The sequence below is a fragment of the Cryobacterium sinapicolor genome (assembly GCF_004403465.1).
In the GTDB taxonomy this organism is placed as follows: Bacteria; Actinomycetota; Actinomycetes; order Actinomycetales; family Microbacteriaceae; genus Cryobacterium; species Cryobacterium sinapicolor.
In genome coordinates this window covers 89,402-110,515 of sequence record NZ_SOGQ01000034.1, presented here as the reverse complement: position 1 = coordinate 110,515, position 21,114 = coordinate 89,402, and the positions used below count along the sequence as shown (strand labels likewise).

General features: G+C 67.6%; 17 protein-coding genes. 8 read left to right on the top strand and 9 right to left on the bottom strand.

Features of this window, described 5'->3' with window-relative positions; genetic code table 11:
* Positions 1-182 precede the first annotated feature (182 nt).
* The 4 genes from dhaK (at position 183) to E3T28_RS07675 (ending at position 5,818) form a co-directional block, all read left to right on the top strand.
* Positions 183-1,181, top strand: coding sequence for a dihydroxyacetone kinase subunit DhaK (gene dhaK / locus E3T28_RS07690; protein ID WP_134429472.1), 999 nt, complete (start codon positions 183-185; stop codon positions 1,179-1,181).
* Between the two features lie 4 nt (positions 1,182-1,185).
* Positions 1,186-1,830 (top strand): dihydroxyacetone kinase subunit DhaL, encoded by a 645-nt coding sequence (gene dhaL / locus E3T28_RS07685; protein WP_134429470.1) that lies wholly within the window; start codon positions 1,186-1,188, stop codon positions 1,828-1,830.
* A 3-nt stretch (positions 1,831-1,833) separates the two neighbouring features.
* Positions 1,834-4,308 (top strand): phosphoenolpyruvate--protein phosphotransferase, encoded by a 2,475-nt coding sequence (gene ptsP / locus E3T28_RS07680; RefSeq protein WP_134429469.1) that lies wholly within the window; start codon positions 1,834-1,836, stop codon positions 4,306-4,308.
* 388 nt (positions 4,309-4,696) lie between these two features.
* Complete coding sequence (locus E3T28_RS07675) at positions 4,697-5,818, top strand: glycerol dehydrogenase (protein WP_134429567.1); 1,122 nt, start codon at positions 4,697-4,699, stop codon at positions 5,816-5,818.
* Between the two features lie 75 nt (positions 5,819-5,893).
* Here E3T28_RS07675 and E3T28_RS07670 read toward each other — a convergent pair whose 3' ends face one another.
* The gene (locus E3T28_RS07670) at positions 5,894-6,868 is read right to left on the bottom strand and encodes a sugar-binding transcriptional regulator (protein WP_134429468.1); all 975 of its coding nucleotides are present in this window, start codon (positions 6,866-6,868) and stop codon (positions 5,894-5,896) included.
* Between the two features lie 218 nt (positions 6,869-7,086).
* Here E3T28_RS07670 and E3T28_RS07665 point away from each other — a divergent pair, with 218 nt between their 5' ends.
* From E3T28_RS07665 to E3T28_RS07650, 4 genes are all read left to right on the top strand, one after another.
* A complete protein-coding gene (locus E3T28_RS07665; RefSeq protein WP_241979232.1) occupies positions 7,087-8,775 on the top strand; it encodes a glycerol-3-phosphate dehydrogenase/oxidase in 1,689 nt (562 codons plus the stop codon).
* 239 nt (positions 8,776-9,014) lie between these two features.
* Positions 9,015-9,779, top strand: coding sequence for an MIP/aquaporin family protein (locus E3T28_RS07660; RefSeq protein ID WP_134429467.1), 765 nt, complete (start codon positions 9,015-9,017; stop codon positions 9,777-9,779).
* An 82-nt stretch (positions 9,780-9,861) separates the two neighbouring features.
* Positions 9,862-11,376, top strand: coding sequence for a glycerol kinase GlpK (gene glpK / locus E3T28_RS07655; RefSeq protein WP_134429466.1), 1,515 nt, complete (start codon positions 9,862-9,864; stop codon positions 11,374-11,376).
* Between the two features lie 331 nt (positions 11,377-11,707).
* On the top strand, positions 11,708-12,598 hold the full coding sequence (locus E3T28_RS07650; RefSeq protein WP_134429465.1) for an endonuclease domain-containing protein: 891 nt from the start codon (positions 11,708-11,710) through the stop codon (positions 12,596-12,598).
* 535 nt (positions 12,599-13,133) lie between these two features.
* Here the strand turns inward: E3T28_RS07650 and trpS are convergent.
* From trpS to E3T28_RS07610, 8 genes are all read right to left on the bottom strand, one after another.
* Positions 13,134-14,138, bottom strand: a complete 1,005-nt coding sequence (gene trpS / locus E3T28_RS07645) for a tryptophan--tRNA ligase (RefSeq protein WP_134429463.1) — start codon at positions 14,136-14,138, stop codon at positions 13,134-13,136.
* Between the two features lie 65 nt (positions 14,139-14,203).
* Complete coding sequence (locus E3T28_RS07640) at positions 14,204-15,127, bottom strand: exodeoxyribonuclease III (protein ID WP_134429461.1); 924 nt, start codon at positions 15,125-15,127, stop codon at positions 14,204-14,206.
* A gap of 9 nt (positions 15,128-15,136) precedes the next feature.
* Positions 15,137-16,237 carry a YihY/virulence factor BrkB family protein gene (locus tag E3T28_RS07635; RefSeq protein WP_134429459.1) on the bottom strand — a complete coding sequence of 367 codons (1,101 nt, stop codon included), beginning with the start codon at positions 16,235-16,237 and terminating at the stop codon, positions 15,137-15,139.
* 99 nt (positions 16,238-16,336) lie between these two features.
* Positions 16,337-17,119, bottom strand: coding sequence for a succinate dehydrogenase iron-sulfur subunit (locus E3T28_RS07630; protein ID WP_174776824.1), 783 nt, complete (start codon positions 17,117-17,119; stop codon positions 16,337-16,339).
* Between the two features lies 1 nt (position 17,120).
* Positions 17,121-18,935, bottom strand: coding sequence for a succinate dehydrogenase flavoprotein subunit (gene sdhA / locus E3T28_RS07625; RefSeq protein WP_134429457.1), 1,815 nt, complete (start codon positions 18,933-18,935; stop codon positions 17,121-17,123).
* Between the two features lie 17 nt (positions 18,936-18,952).
* Positions 18,953-19,405, bottom strand: coding sequence for a succinate dehydrogenase hydrophobic membrane anchor subunit (locus E3T28_RS07620; RefSeq protein ID WP_134429456.1), 453 nt, complete (start codon positions 19,403-19,405; stop codon positions 18,953-18,955).
* A gap of 12 nt (positions 19,406-19,417) precedes the next feature.
* On the bottom strand, positions 19,418-19,831 hold the full coding sequence (sdhC, locus tag E3T28_RS07615; RefSeq protein ID WP_134429454.1) for a succinate dehydrogenase, cytochrome b556 subunit: 414 nt from the start codon (positions 19,829-19,831) through the stop codon (positions 19,418-19,420).
* A gap of 113 nt (positions 19,832-19,944) precedes the next feature.
* Positions 19,945-21,099, bottom strand: a complete 1,155-nt coding sequence (locus E3T28_RS07610; protein ID WP_134429452.1) for a glycosyltransferase family 4 protein — start codon at positions 21,097-21,099, stop codon at positions 19,945-19,947.
* Between the last annotated feature and the right edge of the window lie 15 nt (positions 21,100-21,114).

The window sequence follows — 21,114 nt, the reverse complement described above, 5'->3', positions numbered from 1 at the left end:
GTATGCCGCGTCACCGACGTCTTTTCATTCTCCGTGTTGACATCGGGCATTCGTCCGGAGGATATTCGACATTGTCGAATTGCGTTCTGTATTTCTTTGAGTCGCGGACGAAGCAGCCTCGCGGATCCAGCTCGAAAAGTTCAACGGAGAGCAAACATGAAGATAATCCTGGAGGTCTCACCATGAAGAAACTGATCAATTCCCCGGAGACGGTTCTGGCCGATTCCCTTGTCGGCGTGGCGGCCGCCCACCCGGAAGTCCGGGTGGACCACGTCAACCGCATCATCTATCGCGCGGCCCCGACGAGAGCAGGCAAAGTCGCCCTGCTCTCGGGTGGAGGAACAGGTCATGAGCCCCTGCACGGCGGTTTCGTCGGCGTGGGCATGCTCGACGCGGCCTGCGCCGGAGCGGTCTTCACCTCGCCGACACCGGACCAGATGCTCGAGGCGACGAAGGTCGTGGACGGCGGAGCGGGTGTGCTCCACATCGTCAAGAACTACACCGGCGACGTGATGAATTTCGAAATGGGCGCGGAACTGGCGGCGGCGGAGACCGGGATCGAGGTGGCCGTGGTGGTCGTCAACGACGATGTCGCGGTCGAGGACTCGACATTCACCGCGGGACGCCGGGGCGTCGGCACCACTGTGCTGCTTGAGAAGATCGCCGGTGCTGCAGCCGAGGAAGGCCGCAACCTCGCGGCCGTCGCGGCCGTCGCCCGCCAGGTCAACGAGTCCGGCCGTTCCATGGGCGTGGCCCTCAGCAGCTGCACGGTTCCCGCGGCTGGCAAACCGACCTTCGAACTTCCCGAAGGCGAGATGGAGATCGGCGTGGGAATCCACGGCGAGCCGGGACGCCGCCGCGTGCCGCTGGCCGGGGCCGCCGAGGTCGCACGTCTGCTCGTCGAGCCGATCCTCGCCGACCTGGACTTCACCGGTGCCCCGACGATCGTGATGGTCAACGGGCTGGGTGGAACTCCGTTGATCGAGCTCTATGTCATGTATGCCGAGGTCAGGAAGGTCCTCGAAGCCGCGGGCGTCACCGTCGCCCGCTCGCTCGTGGGCAACTACATCACGGCGTTGGACATGGCCGGTTGCTCCGTCACGATCCTCAAGGCCGATGAGGACCTGCTCCACCTGTGGGACGCGCCGGTGAACACCGCCGGACTGCGCTGGGGGATTTAGCACCATGACGAATGACACCGTCACCCTCGACCAGCTCACCGGCTGGCTCACCCGTTTTCGCGACCTGGTGACCGACCAGGTCTCCTACCTCACCGAGCTGGATTCGGCCATCGGCGACGCCGACCACGGCTCGAACATGACCCGCGGCATGGGGGCGGTCATCGAGAAGCTCCAGGCCTCACCGGCCACGGCCGTCGACGAGCTGTTCAAGGGCGTGGGCATGACCCTGGTGACATCGGTGGGCGGCGCCAGCGGCCCCCTGTACGGCACCTTCTTCCTGCGAATCGGCACCGAGGCAGGGCCGGTCGCCACCCTGGACGCGCCCGGTCTCGCGGCAGCGCTCCGTGCCGGTCTGGGTGGTGTCGTCGCCCGCGGCAAGGCCGAGGCCGGGGACAAGACAATGTTCGACGTCCTCGCTCCAGCTCTCGACGCGTTCGATGCCGCCCTCGTGGTGTCCTCCGACATCTCCTCGGCGGCCCGTGCCGCCCACACCGCCGCACAGTCGGGACGGGATGCCACCGAGCCCCTGCTCGCCCGCAAGGGCCGGGCAAGCTACCTGGGGGAGCGCAGTATCGGCCACATCGACCCGGGAGCCGCGTCGACGGCACTGCTTTTCCAGGCCCTGTCCGAGATCCTCGACGGGGAGTAGACCGTGATCGGGATCGTAGTGGTGTCCCACAGCCCCAAGCTCGCGAGGGCAGCGGTGGAGCTTGCCCTGGAGATGGTCGGCGTCGCCGGCCCGGCCATCGCGATCGCGGCCGGTGCCGGCGAGGGCGTGACCGGAACGGATGCATTCAAGGTCGCCGAGGCCATCGCCGAGGTTTCCTCTCCCGAGGGCGTGCTCGTGATGATGGATCTGGGCTCGGCCGTGATGAGCGCCGAAATGGCGCTGGAGTTCCTGGAAGACCCGGACATTCCCGTCCGGCTCAGCAGTGCTCCCTTCGTTGAGGGTCTGATGGCGGCGGTCGTGCGCGCCGCGGGTGGCGCCACCCTGGCCGAAGTTGAACGCGAGGCCCGGGGCGCTCTCGGCGCCAAGCAGAGTCACCTGGGCGACGAGGACCCGGCCGGGCTGACGGTCGATACCGGCCCGGCGGCGGAACACACGATCGAGGTGACGTTGCTGAACCCCGACGGCCTGCATGCGAGACCGGTTTCGATGCTCATCACCGCCCTCAGCACCCTCGAGGCCACGGTCACGGTTGCCAACCTCCGCACCGGCCAGGCCCCGGTGCCGGCCAACAGTCCGACGGCCCTGCTGACCGTCGGAGCCCGGAAGGGCGACACGATCTCCGTCGCCGCGGCCGGGAGGCAGGCCGTGGAGGCGCTCGAGGCCGTGAGCGACCTCGTGGGGAAGGGCTTCGGGGAGCTGGGGACCGTCCCCGCCCGCGCGCCCGAGCCGTCTCCGGCCCAACCGCAGGCTCGGCCAGCCAGCGGGGCATTGTCGAGCGGGCCACTGTCGAGCGGGCCACTGTCGAGCGGGCCATTGGGCGTGAGCCCTGGCCTGGCCGTCGGTCCGATTGTGCGCATGCCGGAGCCGCTGGATGAACCGGGACCGGTAGCCGAACTCCCGGTGAGCGAGAGAGAGGCGGCCGCGGATCGGATCGTGGCCGCCTCGGCATCCGTTGCCCTGACCCTCAGGGAGAAGGCTGCCCGGGTGTCGGGCGCGGCGCGGGGGATTCTGGACGCGACGGCGCTGATGGCCGAGGATCCGGGTCTGATCGATGCCGCAGTCTCCCGGGTGACCGGGCAGGGTGATGTTCCGGAGCGTGCCGTCTGGGCGGCCGTGGGCGAGGTCGCGGCGGTCTTCACGCAGCAGGGTGGCCTCCTCGCAGCGCGCATCCCGGACCTGAACGATGTGCGCAACCGAATCGTGTCCGAACTGCTCGGCCGGCCGGCGCCGGGCTTGCCGGATCGTTCCGAGCCGTATGTACTCGTGGCCCGGGACCTGGCCCCTGCCGACACGGCCCTGATCGACCCCGCGGTGTGCCGGGCGATCGTCACCGTCGAGGGTGGCCCGACATCCCACACGGCCATTCTCGCGCGGGCGCTCGGCCTGCCCGCCGTGGTGGCCGTCCGGGACGCGCTGGACCTGCCCGAGGGCAGCGTGGTCATCGTCGACGGCACGACCGGTGAGATCGTGGTGGATCCCACCGACGATCAGATGGTACGAGCCGAAGAACAGATCGGCCGGGTTGCCACCTTCGACGGCACGGGACAGACCAGGGACGGTCACCGGGTGCAGCTCCTCGCGAACGTGGCTTCGCCGGACAGCGTTGCCGAGGCGATCGAGGCGAAGGCCGAGGGGGTCGGCCTCTTCCGCACCGAGTTCTGCTTCCTCGACCACGCCGAGGCTCCCGGCCTCGACGAACAGGTGGCCGCCTACCGCCAGGTGTTCGCCGCATTCCCTGGGAGGAAGGTCACCATCCGAACACTGGATGCCGGGGCCGACAAGCCGCTGGCCTTCGTGACGGCGGCCGACGAGGTCAACCCTGCCCTGGGCATCCGGGGGTATCGCACCGCCTGGCGGCGGCCGGAGCTGCTGGACACCCAGCTGCAGGCCATCGCCACGGCGGCGGCTGCGGAGGACGCCGTCGTCGGCGTCATGGCGCCCATGATCGCGACCGTCGACGAGGCCGTGGACTTCGCGGCCCGCTGCGCCGCGCACGGACTGCACAACGTGGGCGTGATGATCGAGACGCCGGCCGCCGCCATCACCGCGGGCCCCATCCTCGAACGGGTGGACTTCGCGAGTCTGGGCACCAACGACCTCGCCCAGTACACCATGGCGGCGGATCGACTGATGGGGGAGCTCGCCCTGCTCAACGACCCCTGGCAGCCGGCGGTGCTGCGGATGATCCGGGAGGCCTGCCAGGCGGGGCTGGCGGCCGAGAAGCCGGTCGGGGTCTGCGGCGAGGCCGCGGCAGACCCGATGCTCGCCGCCATCCTGGTGGGACTCGGGGCGACCAGCCTGTCGATGTCCCCGCGCGCCCTCGGCGGCGTGGCAGAGCTCCTGGGCGCCGTGACGGTGGACCAGTGCCGGGATGCCGCGGTCGCCGCGGCCGACGCCGGCAGCACCGGTGCGGCCCGGTCCGCGGCCGCCGCGCTACTGGAGCCCGCGCGGGCGTAGGGATCAGGAAAAGGCGCTCGCGGGCGCCGGCTTCACGCCGGCCGCCCGCGGGCGCCGTCTTTGCACACACGTGCAGCGGCGCCCTTTGGAACCGCCGACACGCACGGGCAATTCCTGAATAGCATTCAGAAAAATGGCTGTTTGCGCCTGTTTCTGCGGAAAACCCGATCCGCTTGCCACGACCGCGACGTGGGCGCATGTGCCGGAATCGCGTTCGTCGTGCGGTCGCGCGGCCGCTGGCCACGGGGCATCCGGCATCGGCCCAAGCGGCGGGCGTAGTGTGAAATCTGTGCCCCGGAAGACCGGTTCACCGCCGCCGTCCCACGAAGATGTAGACGCAGTTCGACCAGGAAGAAGGTCCATCGTGACCACTCCAATCCGCACAGTCATGAGCCCCGGACGTTACGTCCAAGGCAAGGGAGCGATCGATCGCCTCGGCGAATTCGTCTCCCAGATCGGCTCCGCCCCTCTGATCGTCGCTGACGACGTCGTGTGGGGTTTCGCCGGGGAGCAGGTGTCGGCGAGCTTTGCCGCGGCCGACCTCCGCGTTGAACGGGTCGGATTCGGCCGCTTCGCGACGGCGTCCGCAGTCGACGCGCTGGTCGAGAAGATCCGCGCAACCAAGTCCGACGTGATCGTCGGCGTGGGCGGCGGAAGCACGATCGACTCCGCCAAGGCCGCCGGCTTCCTGGCCGGTATCCGCTGGGTCAGCGTGCCGACCGTGGCGTCGACCGATGCTCCCACCTCCGCGCTCTCGGTGATCTACACCGAGGAGGGTGAGTTCGTCGAATATCGTTTCTTCCCTCGCAACCCCGACCTCGTGCTCATCGATACCCAGATCGTGGCCAATGCGCCGGTCGAGTTCCTGATCGCCGGCGTCGGTGACGCTCTGGCGACCTGGCTGGAAGCCCGGGCCACGGCGGCCGCCAACGCGACCACGATGGCCGGAGGGCTGCCCACTCAGACCGGCACCGCGCTGGCCAAGCTGTCGTGGGACGTCATTTGGGAGAACGCCCTTCCCGCTCTCGATGCCGTGCGTGACAACCTGGTCACTCCGGCCCTCGAGAAGCTGGTGGAAGCGAATACTCTCCTGTCCGGACTCGGTTTCGAGTCGGGCGGCCTGGCCGCGGCTCATGCCATCCACAACGGCCTGACCGCGGCCCCGCAGACCCACGGGCTCACCCACGGTCAGAAAGTGAACATCGGCTCTTTGACCCAGCTGGTGCTCGAGGGCGCGCCCCGGGCTGAGGTGGAAGACTTCATCGAATTCACCACTCTGGTCGGATTGCCCACAACGCTGACCGAGATCGGTCTCGGCCTGGACGACGAGAAGGAGCTGAGGGCCATCGCCACGGCCTCAACCCTGCCGGGTGAGACGATCCACAACATGCCGTTCGTGGTCACGGCAGACGACGTTCTCGACGCCCTCAAGTCGATCGAGCGGCTTTCCCGCTCCGTGCGTGCGGCGCGGGGACTGCCTGCCCCCATCCCGTACGTGCGGAAGCACTGAGTCGTTCGCGCTGACGCACTGACCCGTCGCTCCGCCGGTTGCCACGAACGTCCACTGGCCGCCGGCGGGCCTTCCTCATGGTCCCTCGCAGAGTGCCCGGGCGGTGCTCTCGTCGATGAACAGGTCGGTGATCAGGCCGGCCGCCAGCGCCCCTCGGAGGCTGTCCACCTTGGACCTGCCCGAGACGACGCAGATGCGCCGGGGGGTGCGGCGCAACACCGACAGTTCCGGGCCGGTTCCGCGTTCGTTGAGCGGGATTCCGTCGGTCGAGCCGTCCGCGCGATAGAAGACCGTCGCGACGTCGCCGACGACCCCCGCGTCGCTGAGCGCGTCGAGCTCGTCGTCGTCCAGGTAGCCGCCGACATAGACGTGGCTGGGCACATTCGAGAAGGGTGAACCCACGCTGAAAAGGGCGACGTCCATGTTCCTCTGCATCTCCAGCAGTCGGCGCAGGCCGCGTTCCCGCCAATACGCCGTGCGCGTGGCGGGGTCGTCGAAGAAGGTGGGAACCGGGAACTGTTCCAGGCGGGCGCCGAACGCGGTGCTGAACCGCTGCAGGATCTCGTTGGCGTAGTCGAGTCCGGTGCTGCGCGTGTTGCCGGCGCCGTTCAGCTGTACGATCTGCGCATTGTGTGTGCGTTTGGGGGTCACGTGGCGGCTGACCGCATTCATCGTGGAGCCCCAAGCGATGCCCATGATCATGTTCGAGTCGACGAACTCGCCGAGAATCCGTGCAACCGACAGGGCCACTCGTTCCAAACGGTCGACGTCGCTCGCGTGGTCGGGTACCGGCACGACGTGCGCGGTGACCTGGAAGCGGTCCAGAATCAGTTTCTCCACCCGGCTCGTCGCGTCGAGGGGGGATCTGATCTGGATGTCGACCAGCCCGCTGGCCCTGGCCTGGCTGAGCAGGCGGGACACCGAGGAGCGAGAGGTGTGCAGCTCCCGCGCGATGGCGTCCATGGTCAGGTCCTGCATGTAATAAAGGTGAGCGGCCGTGAGCGTATCGCTGGTGCGGTCGGACAGGGAGAGGTCGTCCGGATGGGTCATTCTGACTCCTTGCACATATGTTCAAACCGCTTGACCATTTGTGTAGAACCTAGCAGGGTTGGTAGAGTTCCCGCTCTCCCGAATGCGATTGCGGGCCGGCTGTGACAGAACATCACGGTTTCTACCCCCACAGAGAAGTGAGCGAATCAGTGCTGTCCACACCCGATCAGTCATCCTCCGCCCCGCCTCAGTCCAGTGGCGCTGCCGCCCAGGCGGCCATCCAGGACCGGCCCCGGGCCCAGGTCCTCATCATCGGAGCTGGCATCAACGGCATCGCGACTTTCCGCGATCTGGCCCTCCAGGGCGTCGATGTAGCCATCGTCGACAGGGGCGACTACGTCTCCGGGGCCTCCTCGGCGTCCTCGCACATGATTCACGGCGGCGTGCGCTACCTGGAGAACGGCGAATTCCGCCTCGTCAAGGAGTCGGTCGAGGAGCGCAACAGCCTCCTCAAGATCGCCCCCCACTACGTCAAGCCGCTCAAGACGACCATCCCGATCTACTCCACCGTCTCCGGCGTGATGTCCGCGCCGATGCGTTTCCTCACCCACAAGCAGGGTGCGGCCCAGGAACGCGGAGCGCTGCTGATCAAGATCGGCATGATGCTCTACGACTCCTTCTCCCGCGACGGCGGCAACGTGCCCCGGCACGAGTTCCTCGGACGGAAGGCATCGCTCAAGCTGCTGCCGCAGATCAACCCGAGCCTCAAGTACACGGCCACCTACTACGACGCCTCCATGCACGACCCGGAGCGCCTCGCCCTCGACGTTTTGTTCGATGGCTTGGCAGCCGGCACCCACGCCCGCAGCGCCAACTACATCGAGGCCGTCGGCATGGATGCCGCGGGCGTGCGCCTCCGCAACACGGTCACCGGTGCCGAATTCAGCTTTGAAGCCGACATCGTCGTCAACACGTCCGGACCCTGGACCGACCTCACGAACACGGCCCTCGGCCAGGCCAGCACCTACATGGGCGGCACCAAGGGCTCGCACGTCGTGCTCGACAACCCGGAGTTGCTTGCCGCGACCGGCGGCCGCGAGATCTTCTTCGAGCACAAAGACGGCCGCATCGTGCTGATCTACCCGCTCGCGGGACGCGTTCTGGTCGGCACGACCGACCTCGAGCACGACATGACCCAGCCGGCGCGCTGCACCGAGGCCGAGGTCGACTACTTCTTCGAACTCGTCAATCACGTCTTCCCGAAGGTGGCCGTGGACCGGTCGCAGATCGTGTTCCGGTTCGCCGGCGTGCGCCCGCTGCCCCGCCACGACGACGAGGCGCCCGGTTTCGTCTCCCGTGATTACCGCATCGAGTCGCGCCCGCTCGGAGCCCGGCCCGGCACCCTGCTGAGCCTGGTCGGTGGCAAATGGACGACCTTCCGCGCCCTCGCCGAACACATGAGTGGTGACATCCTGACCCTGCTCGGCAAGCAGCGCACTGTCTCGACGGTCGGGTTGGCCATCGGTGGTGGCCGTGACTTCCCGGCGACGGACGCCGCACGCCGGGTCTGGGTTGCAGCCAACGGCAAGCAGGTCGGCACCGAGCGGGCCGACGTGCTGCTGACCCGGTACGGCACCCGCGCCACCGAGGTGATCAGTTGGCTCACCGCCGAACCGGACGCTCCGCTCGCGCAGCACCCTGGGTACACCCGGCGTGAAATCGAGCTCATCGCCTCCACGGAATCGGTCATGCACCTGATGGACCTGCTGCTGCGCCGCACCAGCATCGCCTTCCGCGGCGAAGTGACCCTGCCGTTGCTCACCGAGCTGGCCGGCGTACTCGCGCCGATCCTGGGTTGGGACGCCGCTCGGTGCGCGCACGAGGTCGACACCGCGGCGAACACGCTGCTCGACCTGTACGGCGTGCATCTGGCCCCGGTGGACACGCCGGTCGCCCCGGCCGTCTAGGGCGGCTCGGAACCGCGAAACAGAACGGAACAGCTCGGAGGGCAGGCGGTCCCTGTGGCCGCCTGCCCTCCGTTCGCACTGACCCCCACCACCCGGCCGGGGGTGCGGTCTACCGACTCATTGCCTGATCTGCACAAACGTGCACCGCGGTCTGCGCAATGGGCGGCCTCGAGTCGCTAGGTTTTTTACTGTTCGTTTTTCTCGCTTCACTCATTTCAATCATTTAAAAGGATGTCAACGTGGACAATCTCGGTATCGTGTTCCTTTCGGAAGTGGTGGGAACCGCGCTCCTCGTCCTACTCGGCTGCGGGGTGGTCGCCAACGTCGCCCTCACAAAGAACAAGGGCTTCGGCGGCGGTTTCCTGATGGTCACCATCGGCTGGGGCCTCGCAGTCTTCGCCGGCGTGATCGTCTCCTACAACTCGGGCGCCCACCTGAACCCCGCCGTGACGCTTGGACTCGTGTCCTCCGGGGCCACCGAATTCGGCTCGGGAGTTCCGGTCAACGCCGTGTCCGTGGCGGCGTACATCGGGGCCCAGATGGTCGGTGCCATCCTGGGTGCCGCCTTCGTCTGGCTTGCCTACAAGCAGCACTTCGACCAGGAACCGGATCCGGCCAGCAAGCTCGGCGTGTTCGCGACCGGCCCGGCCATCCGTTCGTACGGCTGGAACCTGGTCACCGAGATCATCGGCACCTTCGTTCTCGTTTTCGTCGTCATCGCGTTCGGTGGCGGACGCCAGGGCGAGAACGGCGGCCTGGCAGCCCTCGGCGCCCTGCCGGTGGCCCTGCTCGTAATCGTGATCGGCACCTCGCTCGGTGGACCGACCGGCTACGCGATCAACCCCGCCCGTGACCTCGGCCCGCGCATCGCGCACTTCCTGCTGCCGATCCAGGGCAAGCGTTCCTCTGACTGGGCCTACTCCTGGGTGCCCGTCGTCGGCCCTGTCATCGGTGGCCTCCTGGCCGGGTGGACCTCCGCGTTCCTCCTGCCGATCCTGGCCTAGGCATCCGCTCGTCTCTTCTCCCTTGCTCTTCCCGTCTCGTTTCTGAACAACCGTGTACCCAGCATTGACAAAGGAGTTAACAATGGCAAAGTACGTCATCGCAATCGACCAGGGAACGACCAGCTCCCGTGCGATCATCTTCGACAAGGCCGGCTCGATCATCTCGACCGGTCAGCTCGAACACAAACAGATCTTCCCGCGGGCAGGCTGGGTCGAGCACGACCCGATGGAGATCTGGAACAACACCCGTGAGGTCATCGGCCAGGCTCTGGCCAAGGCCAACCTGACCCGCCACGACATCGCGGCCGTGGGCATCACCAACCAGCGCGAGACCGCCGTCGTCTGGGACCGCAACACCGGGCTTCCCGTCTACAACGCGATCGTCTGGCAGGACACCCGCACCCAGCCCATCGTCGACCGTCTCGCCGCTGACGGTGGCGTCGAGCGCTTCAAGGCCAAGGTCGGCCTGCCGTTGGCGACATACTTCTCCGGCACGAAGATCGTTTGGATCCTCGAGAACGTCGAGGGTGCCCGCGAAAAGGCTGAGGCCGGCGACCTCATGTTCGGAACGACCGACACCTGGGTGCTCTGGAACCTCACCGGTGGCCTCGAGGACGGCGTGCACCTGACCGATGTCACCAACGCCAGCCGCACCATGTTCATGGACCTGAAGACCCTGCAGTGGGATGACGAGATCCTCGCCGCGTTCGACGTGCCGAAGTCGATGCTGCCCGAGATTCGCTCCTCCTCCGAGGTCTACGGCGTCGCCAGCGGCCACAGCCTGCTGCGCGAGACCCCGATTTCCGGCATCCTGGGCGACCAGCAGGCCGCGACGTTCGGGCAGGCGGCCTTCGACCAGGGCGAAGCCAAGAACACCTACGGCACCGGTAACTTCCTGATCTTCAACACCGGTACCGAGATCATCCACTCCAAGAATGGCCTGCTCACGACGCTCGGCTACAAGCTCGGCGACGCCGAACCGCACTACGCCCTGGAGGGCTCCATCGCGGTCACCGGCTCGCTCGTGCAGTGGCTGCGCGACAACCTGGGCATCATCAACACGGCCGAGGAGATCGAAGCGCTCGCCCTGTCGGTCGAGGATAACGGCGGTGCCTACTTCGTGCCCGCCTTCTCCGGCTTGTTCGCGCCGTACTGGCGTGCGGATGCCCGTGGCGCCCTGGTCGGCCTCACCCGCTACGTGAACAAGGGCCACATCGCCCGCGCCGCCCTCGAAGCGATCGCGTACCAGAGCCGCGAGGTGCTGGACGCGGTCAACGCCGACTCCGGCGTGCCGCTGACCGAGCTCAAGGTCGACGGCGGCGCCTCGGCCAACGACCTGCTGATGCAGTTCCAGGCGGACATCCTCGGCGTGACCGTCGTGCGCCCGGTGGTGGCGGAGACGACCGCCCTGGGTGCCGCCTACGCGGCCGGCCTGGCGGTCGGCTTCTGGAACGACCTCGACGAGCTTCGGTCCAACTGGCAGGAGGACGCCCGCTGGGAGCCGAGCATGGACGTCGCCGAGCGTGACCGTCTGCTGCGCAACTGGAAGAAGGCCATCACCAAGTCCCTCGACTGGGTCGACGCCGACGTGGTCTAGCTCCCACAGCCGCGCGCATCCCGCGCACCCCACCCACCGAGACCCGGCGGCCACACCTGGCCGCCGGGTCTCGGCATCCCTCCCTCCGTCGCGGGAAGTTCCCCGGAGACCCTTCTCCCGGGTGATGTGTGGCTAACTCAGGAAATCTACACCGGCCGAGCCCCAGCACGCCGGACCAGTGCGGTCCGTCCCCAGTGGCACGGCCATTCCTCCTGAGTTAGCCCCGGGTAGGCGGTGCAACCGCTCGTCCTCCACAGCACTGGTTGACCGGAGCAGTCCACACGTCGGCGCAAACGCGGCGGACGGAGTCCGTGCTGTCCACACTGTCGACATGACTTGGGCAGAATATTTCCGCGTCCACAATGTGCAGATCGCCGAGACCGAGGCTCTCAACGCCGCCGGCGCCAATTGGCGGGTGCTGAGGGCGGCTGTGGAGAGTGGCTATCTGGTCCGGGCGCGCCGCGGTCACTACGCGCTTCCCGATACGGATGCGCACGTCCTCGAAGCGGTGCGGCTGGGCGGGCGGCTCGCCTGCATCTCCGCGGTCGCGAACTCCGGGATTTTCGTTTTGGACAGCACCTTCGCGCACATCCACCTCGACCCCACCGCTTCCCGGTTAAGGGCCCCGCACGATCGTTTTCAGCGGCTTACCACCCAGAATCGAGACGGTGTGGAACTCCATTGGGGTCAGCTGCTCGATCCAGCCGGTGGCTCCGAGTGCCGCATCGGGCTGGCCGATGCGCTGGTCCAGGTTTTCCGGTGTCAGAAACCGAGATTCGCGATCGCCTCGCTCGACAATGCCTTATTCAAGAGATTGCTTACGGCTCAGGCCGTGTCGCAGATCTTCGCAGCCCTGCCCGCGGAATTCCAGTCCCTGCGCCGGCTCATCGACTGCCGAAGTGAATCAGGCCAGGAGACCGTGCTTCGCCTCGTGATCAGGGGAGCAGGCTTCGACGTCGAGATCCAGGTTGAGATCGGGGGCGTCGGCCGCGTCGACATGGTCGTGGAGGGGCGCATCGTGGTCGAAGCCGACAGCCGGCAGTTCCACGACGGTTGGGAGGCGCACGCGCGGGACCGCTCCCGCGATTGCGACCTCGCCATGCGGGGCTACCTGACTCTGCGAGTGCTCTACCGGGACATCATCCACCACCCCGAGCGCGTCATCGCCGCGATCACGGGCCTGCTGGCGGCAGCCGGCCACTACCGAACCTTCATCGTCTAACCTGCCTCCGGTTCCTCGGTCCGGCCGGGCCGTAGCGCCCGGTGCGGGCGAATCCGGCTTCCCGGTGCGGCCGGGCCGTAGCGCCCGGTTCCGGCGAATCCGGCCACCCGGTCAGACAAGAGTTCTATGCCCGCACCCGTGTGGCTAACTCAGGAAATCGACCCAAGCGCGGTGTCAGATCCGGACTTTCCGGGCGTGGAGGGCAACGGTCGTTACGGATGTCCTGATTTAGCCACACAATGTTGGGCCGCTCCCGCGCCGAAACCCGAGCGCCCGACAGTGAGGCCGGGTACCGCGCGCAGCAGAGCGGCCTGCCAGTGGATCCGTCGCCCTGGGCCCGAGGTTCGTCTCCGTGTGGCCAACTCAGGAGATTGGCCGAGACATACAACCAATTCCGCGATTTTCCGGGGCGAATGCGAACCGAGGCGACGGATATCCTGAATTCGCCACACGTCGAACCGAGAACGAAGACTCCCTGCCGACCCAGCAGTGGGGCCGTCGACGGGCCCGGGCCGCCGGCGCGGATCCCTCGACTCTAGCGGCGGGGCAGCAGGCCGACGCGGTCGTAGGCGCGCGCCAGCGTTTCGTTGGCCACGCCAGCCGCCCGGTCAGCGTTCTGGGCCAGGAGACGGTCGAGTTCGGCGGGGTCGTCGAGCAGTTCGAGCACCCGTGCCCGGATCGGCCCGAACGTGCCGGTGACCACCTCGGCGAGCCCCTTCTTCAGGTCACCGTAGCCGCGGCCCGCGTATTCGTCCTCGATCGACTGGATGCTGCGGGAAGCGAGCACCGAGTAGATCGTGAGCAGATTGGCCACGCCCGGCTTGTTCTCGCGGTCGAAGACCACGCCGCCCTCGGCATCCGTGACCGCGCGCATGATCTTCTTGGCCGTCACCGCCGGCTCGTCGAGCAGCCAGATCACGCCGGCGTGCGACTCGGCCGACTTCGACATCTTCGACGTCGGGTTCTGCAGGTCGTAGATCTTCGCGGTCTCCTTGACGATGGCGACCTCGGGCACCGTGAACGTCTGCCCGAACCGGGCGTTGAAGCGCGCGGCGAGGTCGCGGGTCAGTTCAACGTGCTGGCGTTGGTCCTCACCGACCGGCACGATCTGGGTGTCGTACAGCAGGATGTCCGCGGCCATCAGCATCGGGTACGCGAACAGTCCCACGGTGGTCGCGTCCGATCCCTGCCGGGCGGACTTGTCCTTGAACTGGGTCATCCTGCTGGCCTCGCCGAAACCGGTGATCGTGTTCAGCACCCAGGACAGCTGGGCGTGCGCGGCGACATGCGACTGCACGTACAGCGTCGACGCCGACGGGTCGATGCCGCTAGCGATGTACTGCGCGGCGGTGCGCCGGGTGTTCTCCCGCAGCTTCACCGGGTCCTGCGCCACGGTCAGGGCGTGCAGGTCCACGATGGAGAAGTACGCGTCATGGGTCTGCTGCAGCGCCTTCCAGTTCAGGAGGGCGCCGATGTAGTTGCCGATCTGCAGGGAATCGGCGCTCGGCTGCATGCCCGAGTAGAGGCGGGGCTTGGTCATGGGATCAGATCTTTTCGTAGCGTGTTGCCTCCGGCAGAGCCGACGGCGCGAGATGGAGTGGGAGGTCAGATGAAGTAGTCGACGACCACGGGGGTGTGGTCGGACCAGCGCTGGTCGTAGGCGGCCGCGCGGTCGACCGCGTAACCGGTGACGGATGCCGCGAGCGCCGGCGTCGCCAGCTGGTAGTCGATCCGCCAGCCGGTGTCGTTGTCGAACGCCTGGCCGCGCCACGACCACCAGGTGAACGGCCCGTCCACTTCGCCGGCCCAGCGGCGTCCCACGTCGACCCAGCCGAGACCGGCCCCGGCGTTGTAGTCCGGGGCGTCCTCGGCGCCGACGATGCGGTCGAAGTAGGCGCGCTCCTCCGGCAGGAACCCGGCGCGTTTCACGTTGCCGCGCCAGTTCTTGATGTCGAACTTGCGGTGGCCGACGTTCAGGTCGCCGAGCACGACGACCCGGTCGCTGTGCGCGGCGAGCTCGGGCAGCCGAGCGAGCATGGCGTCGAGGAACTTGTACTTCTCGACCTGCTTCGGCGTGCCGACCTCGCCGGAGTGCACGTAGGTGCTCACGACCGTGATCAGTGTGCCGTTGACCTCGTAGTCGGCCTCGAGCCAGCGGCCTGCGCTGTCGAATTCGGCTGCGCCGAGCTCGACCCGGTGGATGGCAGCGGTCGACCGGCTGGCCAGGGCCACCCCGGCCCGGCCCTTCGCGGTGGCGGCATCGTGCAGGATGCTCCACTCCGGCCCGAGCAGACCCTCGAGGTCCTCGGTCGAGGCGCGCACCTCCTGCAGGGCGAGGATGTCCACGTCCCGCTCAGCCAGCCAGTCGCCCATGCCCTTGCGGAAAGCGGCGCGCACGCCGTTCACGTTCACGCTCGCGATCCGCAGCCGCGTGCCGCCTGCCCCGGATGCGGCGGATGCGGCGGATGCGGCGGAGGAGGCAGGGTCGGCAGCGGCGGGGCCGGTGGCGGCAGTCGAGGCGGAAGGCATTCCCCGATTCTACTTTGGCTCGGGCTCCGACCCGTCGGCCTGAAGCTCTGCGGCCCGCTTCTCGGCGGCGCGCAGGCGGCGGCCGGTGAGCAGCCGGCGGGGCCAGGTTGCGGTGTCGTGCGCGAGGCGGGCATCCCGGAGCTCGGCCAGCACCACCACCCGGAACGCCTCCTCCTCCCGCAGGCGCTTCTCGGTGGCGACCTCGTCCGCGCTGATCCGGCGCGGAGACAACCCGCCGTCGTCCATGCCGACGGCGATCCAGGATGCCGCGAGCAGCGTCAGCGTGCTGGTCAGGTTGAACCAGATCAGAAGCCCGATGATCACCGCGAAGGCGGCGAGCAGCGGATTGCGGCCGGCGCCGGCGAGCAGCGTGCTGCCGAGGATCTTGAGCACGCCGAGGCCCGCCGCGCCCAGGACGGCGCCGGTGATCAGCTGGCGGAACGGGATCCGCACCCGGGACAGCACCCGGAACAGTGCGGCGAGGGTGATGGTGTCGATCAGGAGCACGAGGAGCAGCCCGACCGAGCGGGCGGCGGCGTTGAACCAGAACGAATCCCGGGACACTCCGAACAGCCCGAACAGCGCCCCGAGCGCCTCGGTGCTCGCGATCGAGATCAACGCCGACAGCACCAGCACCACCGCAAACAGCAGGCCGAGGCCCAGTTCCCGCAGCTTGACCAGGAGGATGAAGGTCTTGTCTGGCGGCATCCGGAAGATCGTGCGCACCGCGAGCGCCGTATTCGAGAGCCAGCCGAGCACGGTGGCGAGCAGGCCGACCAGAGCGAAGGCGCCCGACCAGCCCAAGACCCGGGCGTTGGCGAGGTCGCTCGGGTCGATCACGCCGTCCTCGCCGATCAGCCCGGGGACGGACTGGTTGATGAAGGAGTAGAGCGTCAGCTCCAGGTCGGGGTTCGACGTGATCCATAGCCCGGCGATGGAGAAGGTCAGCCAGAGCGCGGCGAACGTCGCGAAGATGGCCTGGTACGACATGCCGGCGGCGAGGATGCCGCCGCCGCTCTCCCCGAAACGGGTGAAGACCCGCACCGGGCGCGAACGCATGACCCGGCCGATGAGCGTCTTGGTCCGGTCGATCACCGCGGGAGTATTCACCAGTTCAGCCTAGGCGGCGGCCGTGCGGTCGAGAACGCGAAAGGCCGGTCTCGCCACGGACGTTCGTCGTGGGGAGACCGGCCGGTCGAGTCCGTGCGGCTACAGGGTGCCGCGCAGCATGGCCTGCTTGACCTCGGAGATGGCCTGCGTGACCTGGATTCCGCGCGGGCACGCCTCGGTGCAGTTGAAGGTTGTGCGGCAGCGCCACACGCCCTCCTTGTCGTTCAGGATGTCGAGGCGCACGGCGGCGTTATCGTCGCGCGAGTCGAAGATGAAGCGGTGGGCGTTGACGATCGCGGCCGGACCGAAGTACTGTCCGTCGGTCCAGAACACCGGGCAGCTCGAGGTGCACGCGGCGCAGAGGATGCACTTGGTCGTGTCATCGAAGCGTTCGCGCTGGGCGACGGTCTGGATCCGCTCCTTGCCGTCGGCGGGGGCGCTGTTCGCCACCAGGAACGGCTGCACGGCACGGAACGATTCGAAGAACGGCTCCATGTCCACGATCAGGTCCTTCTCCAGCGGCAGGCCCTTGATCGCCTCCACGTACACCGGCTTGGTGATGTCGAGGTCCTTGATCAGGGTCTTGCAGGCCAGGCGGTTGCGGCCGTTGATGCGCATGGCATCCGAGCCGCAGATGCCGTGCGCGCAGGAGCGTCGGAAGCTGAGACTGCCGTCCTGCTCCCACTTGATCTTGTGCAGGGCGTCGAGCACGCGGTCCGTCGGGTACATCTGCACGTCGAAGTCGTCCCAGTGCGGTTCGTCGTCGACCTCCGGGTTGTACCGGCGGATGATCAGGGTGACGGTGAAGGACTGGATTTCCTCCGGCACGACGGGGGCGCCCGCGGTCGTCGGTGCGGTTTCGGTGGCGGTAGCGGTACTCAACTCAGTACTTCCTTTCCATCGGCTGGTAGCGCGTGATGGTGACCGGCTTCCAGTCGAGCGCAATGTGGTCGGCGGCGTCGGCGGAGAGCGGGTCTCCGGTCAGGTAGGCCATGGTGTGCACGAGGTAGTTTGCGTCGTCGCGCAGGGGAAAGTCGTCGCGCATGTGCCCGCCGCGGCTCTCCTTGCGATTGCGCGCAGAGAACACGACGACCTCGGCCAAGTCGAGCAGGAAGCCGAGTTCGACGGCCTCGAGCAGGTCGGTGTTGAACCGGCGACCCTTGTCCTGCACGCCGATGTTCTTGTACCGCTCGCGCAGGCCGTGGATCACGTTGGTGACGTCGGAGAGCGACTCGTCGGTGCGGAACACCTGCGCCTTGGCGTCCATTGTCTCCTGCAGCTCCTTGCGGAGCACGGCGATGCGCTCGGTGCCGGTCGAGGTGCGGATGCCTTCCAGCAGTTCCCGCACACCCTGGGCCGGGTCGGCCGGCAGCGGCGTGAACTCGGCCGTCTTGACGTAGGCGACGGCGTTGTTTCCGGCGCGCTTGCCGAAGACGTTGATGTCGAGCAGCGAGTTGGTGCCGAGGCGGTTGGAGCCGTGCACGGACACGCAGGCGCACTCGCCGGCCGCGTACAGGCCGGGCACGACGGTCGTGTTGTTGCGCAGCACCTCCGCGTTCACGTTGGTCGGGATCCCGCCCATCGCGTAGTGGGCGGTGGGCATGACCGGCACCGGCTCGGTGACCGGGTCGACGCCCAGGTAGGTGCGGGCGAACTCGGTGATGTCGGGCAGCTTGGTCTCGAGCACCTCGGCGCCCAGGTGGGTGCAGTCGAGGTAGAGGTAGTCCTTGTTCGGACCGGCGCCGCGGCCTTCCGCGACCTCCTTGACCATGCAGCGGGCGATGATGTCACGCGGCGCGAGGTCCTTGATGGTGGGCGCGTAGCGCTCCATGAACCGTTCGCCGGCGGCGTTGCGGAGGATGGCTCCCTCGCCGCGCGCGCCCTCGGTGAGCAGGATGCCCAGGCCCGCCAGGCCGGTCGGGTGGAACTGGAAGAATTCCATGTCCTCGAGCGGCAGGCCCTTGCGCCACACGATGCCCACGCCGTCGCCGGTGAGGGTGTGCGCGTTGGAGGTGGTCTTGTAGATCTTGCCGAACCCACCGGTGGCGAAGATGAACGCCTTCGCCTGGAAGACGTGCAGTTCGCCGGTGGAGAGGTCGTAGGCGACGACGGCCGACGGCTGGTCGACCCCGTCGACCGGTGTCATGACCAGGTCGAGAACGTAGAACTCGTTGAAGAAGTTGATGCCGCGCTTGACGCAGTTCTGATACAGCGTCTGCAGGATCATGTGGCCGGTGCGGTCGGCGGCGTAGCACGCCCGGCGGACGGGCGCCTTGCCGTGATCGCTGGTGTGGCCGCCGAATCGGCGCTGGTCGATCTTGCCCTCCGGCGTGCGGTTGAAGGGCAGGCCCATGTTCTCGAGGTCGATGACCGCGTCGATTGCTTCCTTGGCGAGGATCTCGGCTGCGTCCTGGTCCACCAGGTAGTCGCCACCCTTCACCGTGTCGAAGGTGTGCCATTCCCAGTTGTCCTCTTCGACGTTGGCGAGGGCCGCGGCCATCCCGCCCTGCGCCGCACCCGTGTGCGAACGCGTCGGGTACAGCTTGGAGATCACTGCGGTGCTGGCGCCGGAGCCGGCTTCGATGGCGGCACGCATGCCGGCGCCACCGGCTCCCACGATGACGATGTCGAACTTGTGATAGTGCACACCGGCGATGACGGTGGACTCAGAGGGCGCGGTTACAGCATCCGTAGTCATGTGTGTGTTAGCAGCTCCTAGCTGGCCGGGCAGAACGAGGGGAGAAGGTCGGCGGGCGAGCCGGCCGGGCAGGGATCGAACGTGAAGACCACGAGGGTGCCGAGCACGATCAGGATCACGACGGCCGCCAGGATGGCGGACTTCAGGATGCCTCGGGTCAGGCGCTGCGTGGCGTAGTCGTTGACCAGCGTGCGCATGCCGTTGCCGCCGTGGATCAGGGCGAGCCAGAGCATGAGCACGTCCCAGACCATCCAGAACGGGGTGGTCAGCTTGCCGGCGACGAAGGCGAAGTTGAGGGCGCTGACGCCCTCGCCGACCATCAGGTTGACGAAGAGGTGGCCGAAGATGAGCACGACCAGAACGACGCCGGAGACGCGCATGTAGATCCAGCCCCACTTCTCCCAGTTCACGCCGCGGGATCGCGGCGCGCGGGAATAGGGGCTGCGGGGAGCTTCGATTGTGGATGTCATGGCTCTCCCCGCTTAGTGGCTGAACACGTTGATCAGGTGGCGCGGCACGAAGGCGAGCATCGTTACCACCCACAGGGCGATCACAACGTAGAACATGGCCTTCTGGTACTTGGCATTCCAGAAGTCGATCAGGATGATCCGCAGCCCGTTGAAAGCGTGGAAGACGATGGCCCCGACCAGCGCGGTTTCACCGAGGCCCATGATCGGCGTCTGGTAGCTGCTGATGACCGCGTTGTAGGCCTCGGGGCTGACGCGCACCAGCGCGGTGTCCAAGATGTGAACCAGCAAGAAGAAGAAGATCGCAACACCCGTAATGCGGTGGAGAACCCACGACCACATGCCCTCGCGGCCCCGATACAGGGTTCCGGCGGGGCGACGTGATGTCGTCTTCTGCTGGGATGTCAGTGTCGCTGCCTGCTCTGGCATGACCAACCCTCCCTGGCTGAGTAGCGGCCTCGACGAATCAGGCCGACAATGCGCAATACGCACGTGAGACAATTATAAGTGTCTCTGTGCCGAGATAAAACGCGAATGCCCGGCTATCGCTGCATTGACAGCGGAACCGCAACCATGGCGCGTACGGCGGCGCGTTCGTCGATGACGTGCTCGTAGTGCTCCAGCAGCGTGCCGCAGACATTTTCCCAGGATCGGCCGAGCACGCTGCGGCGCCCGGCCTCACCCATGCGTCGCCGGAGCGCGGGGTCCAGCACCAGCAGGGCGACGAAGCGGCGCAGATCCCGTTCGTCGTCCGGGTGGAAGAGGAAGCCGTTCTCACCATGGCTGACCAGGTCGATCGGGCCGCCGGCGCGCGGAGCGACCACCGGAAGACCGGCGGCGTGCGCCTCCTGCAGGGTCTGGCCGAAGGTCTCCTCGGTGCCCGCGTGCAGGAATAGGTCGAAGCTCGCATAGGCCCGGGCCAGGTCCGCTCCGTCCAGACGGCCGAGCCAAGTCACCGGCATCCCGGCGAGTTCCCGCTCGAGCGCCGGCCGCGAGGGGCCGTCGCCGACGAGGGCGAGACGGATGCCCGGCATCCCCCGCAGCGCCCGGAACCTCTCCACCTGCTTTTCCGGTGCCAGGCGGCCGACGTAACCCACGACGACCTCCCCGTTCGGGGCCAGCCGGCGCCGGAGGGCGGCCACCTCCGGATCGGATCTCCGATTGGGGTGGTAGCCGACCAGGTCGACGCCGCGGTTCCAGTGCGCAAGCCGGCGCAGGCCGATGCGGCGCAGATCGCTCATCGACGCGGAGGAGGGAGCCAGGGTGAGGTCGGCTCCCTCGTGCACCCACTTGACGAAGCGCCAGGCCGACTGCGCGGCCGGGCCGAGCCGGTTGCGGCGGGCGTAGCCGGCGACATCCGTCTGGAAGATGGCGACGCTGGGCACGTCCTGCCGGTTCGCGGCCGCGATGCCCTGGGCGCCGAGCAGGAACGGCGAGGCGGCGTGCAGCACGTCGGGGGCGAAATCGGCCAGCAGCCGGTGCACCTGCGGACTGGGCATCCCGACCGGGAACTGCCGGTAGCGTGCCGCGGGCATGCCGTGCACGGGGAACCCGGCGTACTCGTCGGGAGCGCCGGCCGGGGCGATGACCATCGCGTCGTGGCCCGTGCGGGCGAGGTGCTCGAGCACCCTGCACACGCTCGTGGTGACTCCGCTGATCGTGGGCAGGAAACTTTCGGTGATGAGTGCAACCCTCATGGTGCGAGCGTAGGC

Coding starts and splice junctions, on each gene's coding strand:
- dhaK (WP_134429472.1), top strand. CDS start 183: ATGAAGAAACTGATCAATTCCCCGGAGACGGTTCTGGCCGATTCCCTT.
- dhaL (WP_134429470.1), top strand. CDS start 1,186: ATGACGAATGACACCGTCACCCTCGACCAGCTCACCGGCTGGCTCACC.
- E3T28_RS07675 (WP_134429567.1), top strand. CDS start 4,697: ATGAGCCCCGGACGTTACGTCCAAGGCAAGGGAGCGATCGATCGCCTC.
- E3T28_RS07670 (WP_134429468.1), bottom strand. CDS start 6,868: ATGACCCATCCGGACGACCTCTCCCTGTCCGACCGCACCAGCGATACG.
- glpK (WP_134429466.1), top strand. CDS start 9,862: ATGGCAAAGTACGTCATCGCAATCGACCAGGGAACGACCAGCTCCCGT.
- E3T28_RS07650 (WP_134429465.1), top strand. CDS start 11,708: ATGACTTGGGCAGAATATTTCCGCGTCCACAATGTGCAGATCGCCGAG.
- trpS (WP_134429463.1), bottom strand. CDS start 14,138: ATGACCAAGCCCCGCCTCTACTCGGGCATGCAGCCGAGCGCCGATTCC.
- E3T28_RS07640 (WP_134429461.1), bottom strand. CDS start 15,127: ATGCCTTCCGCCTCGACTGCCGCCACCGGCCCCGCCGCTGCCGACCCT.
- sdhA (WP_134429457.1), bottom strand. CDS start 18,935: ATGACTACGGATGCTGTAACCGCGCCCTCTGAGTCCACCGTCATCGCC.
- E3T28_RS07620 (WP_134429456.1), bottom strand. CDS start 19,405: ATGACATCCACAATCGAAGCTCCCCGCAGCCCCTATTCCCGCGCGCCG.
- sdhC (WP_134429454.1), bottom strand. CDS start 19,831: ATGCCAGAGCAGGCAGCGACACTGACATCCCAGCAGAAGACGACATCA.
- E3T28_RS07610 (WP_134429452.1), bottom strand. CDS start 21,099: ATGAGGGTTGCACTCATCACCGAAAGTTTCCTGCCCACGATCAGCGGA.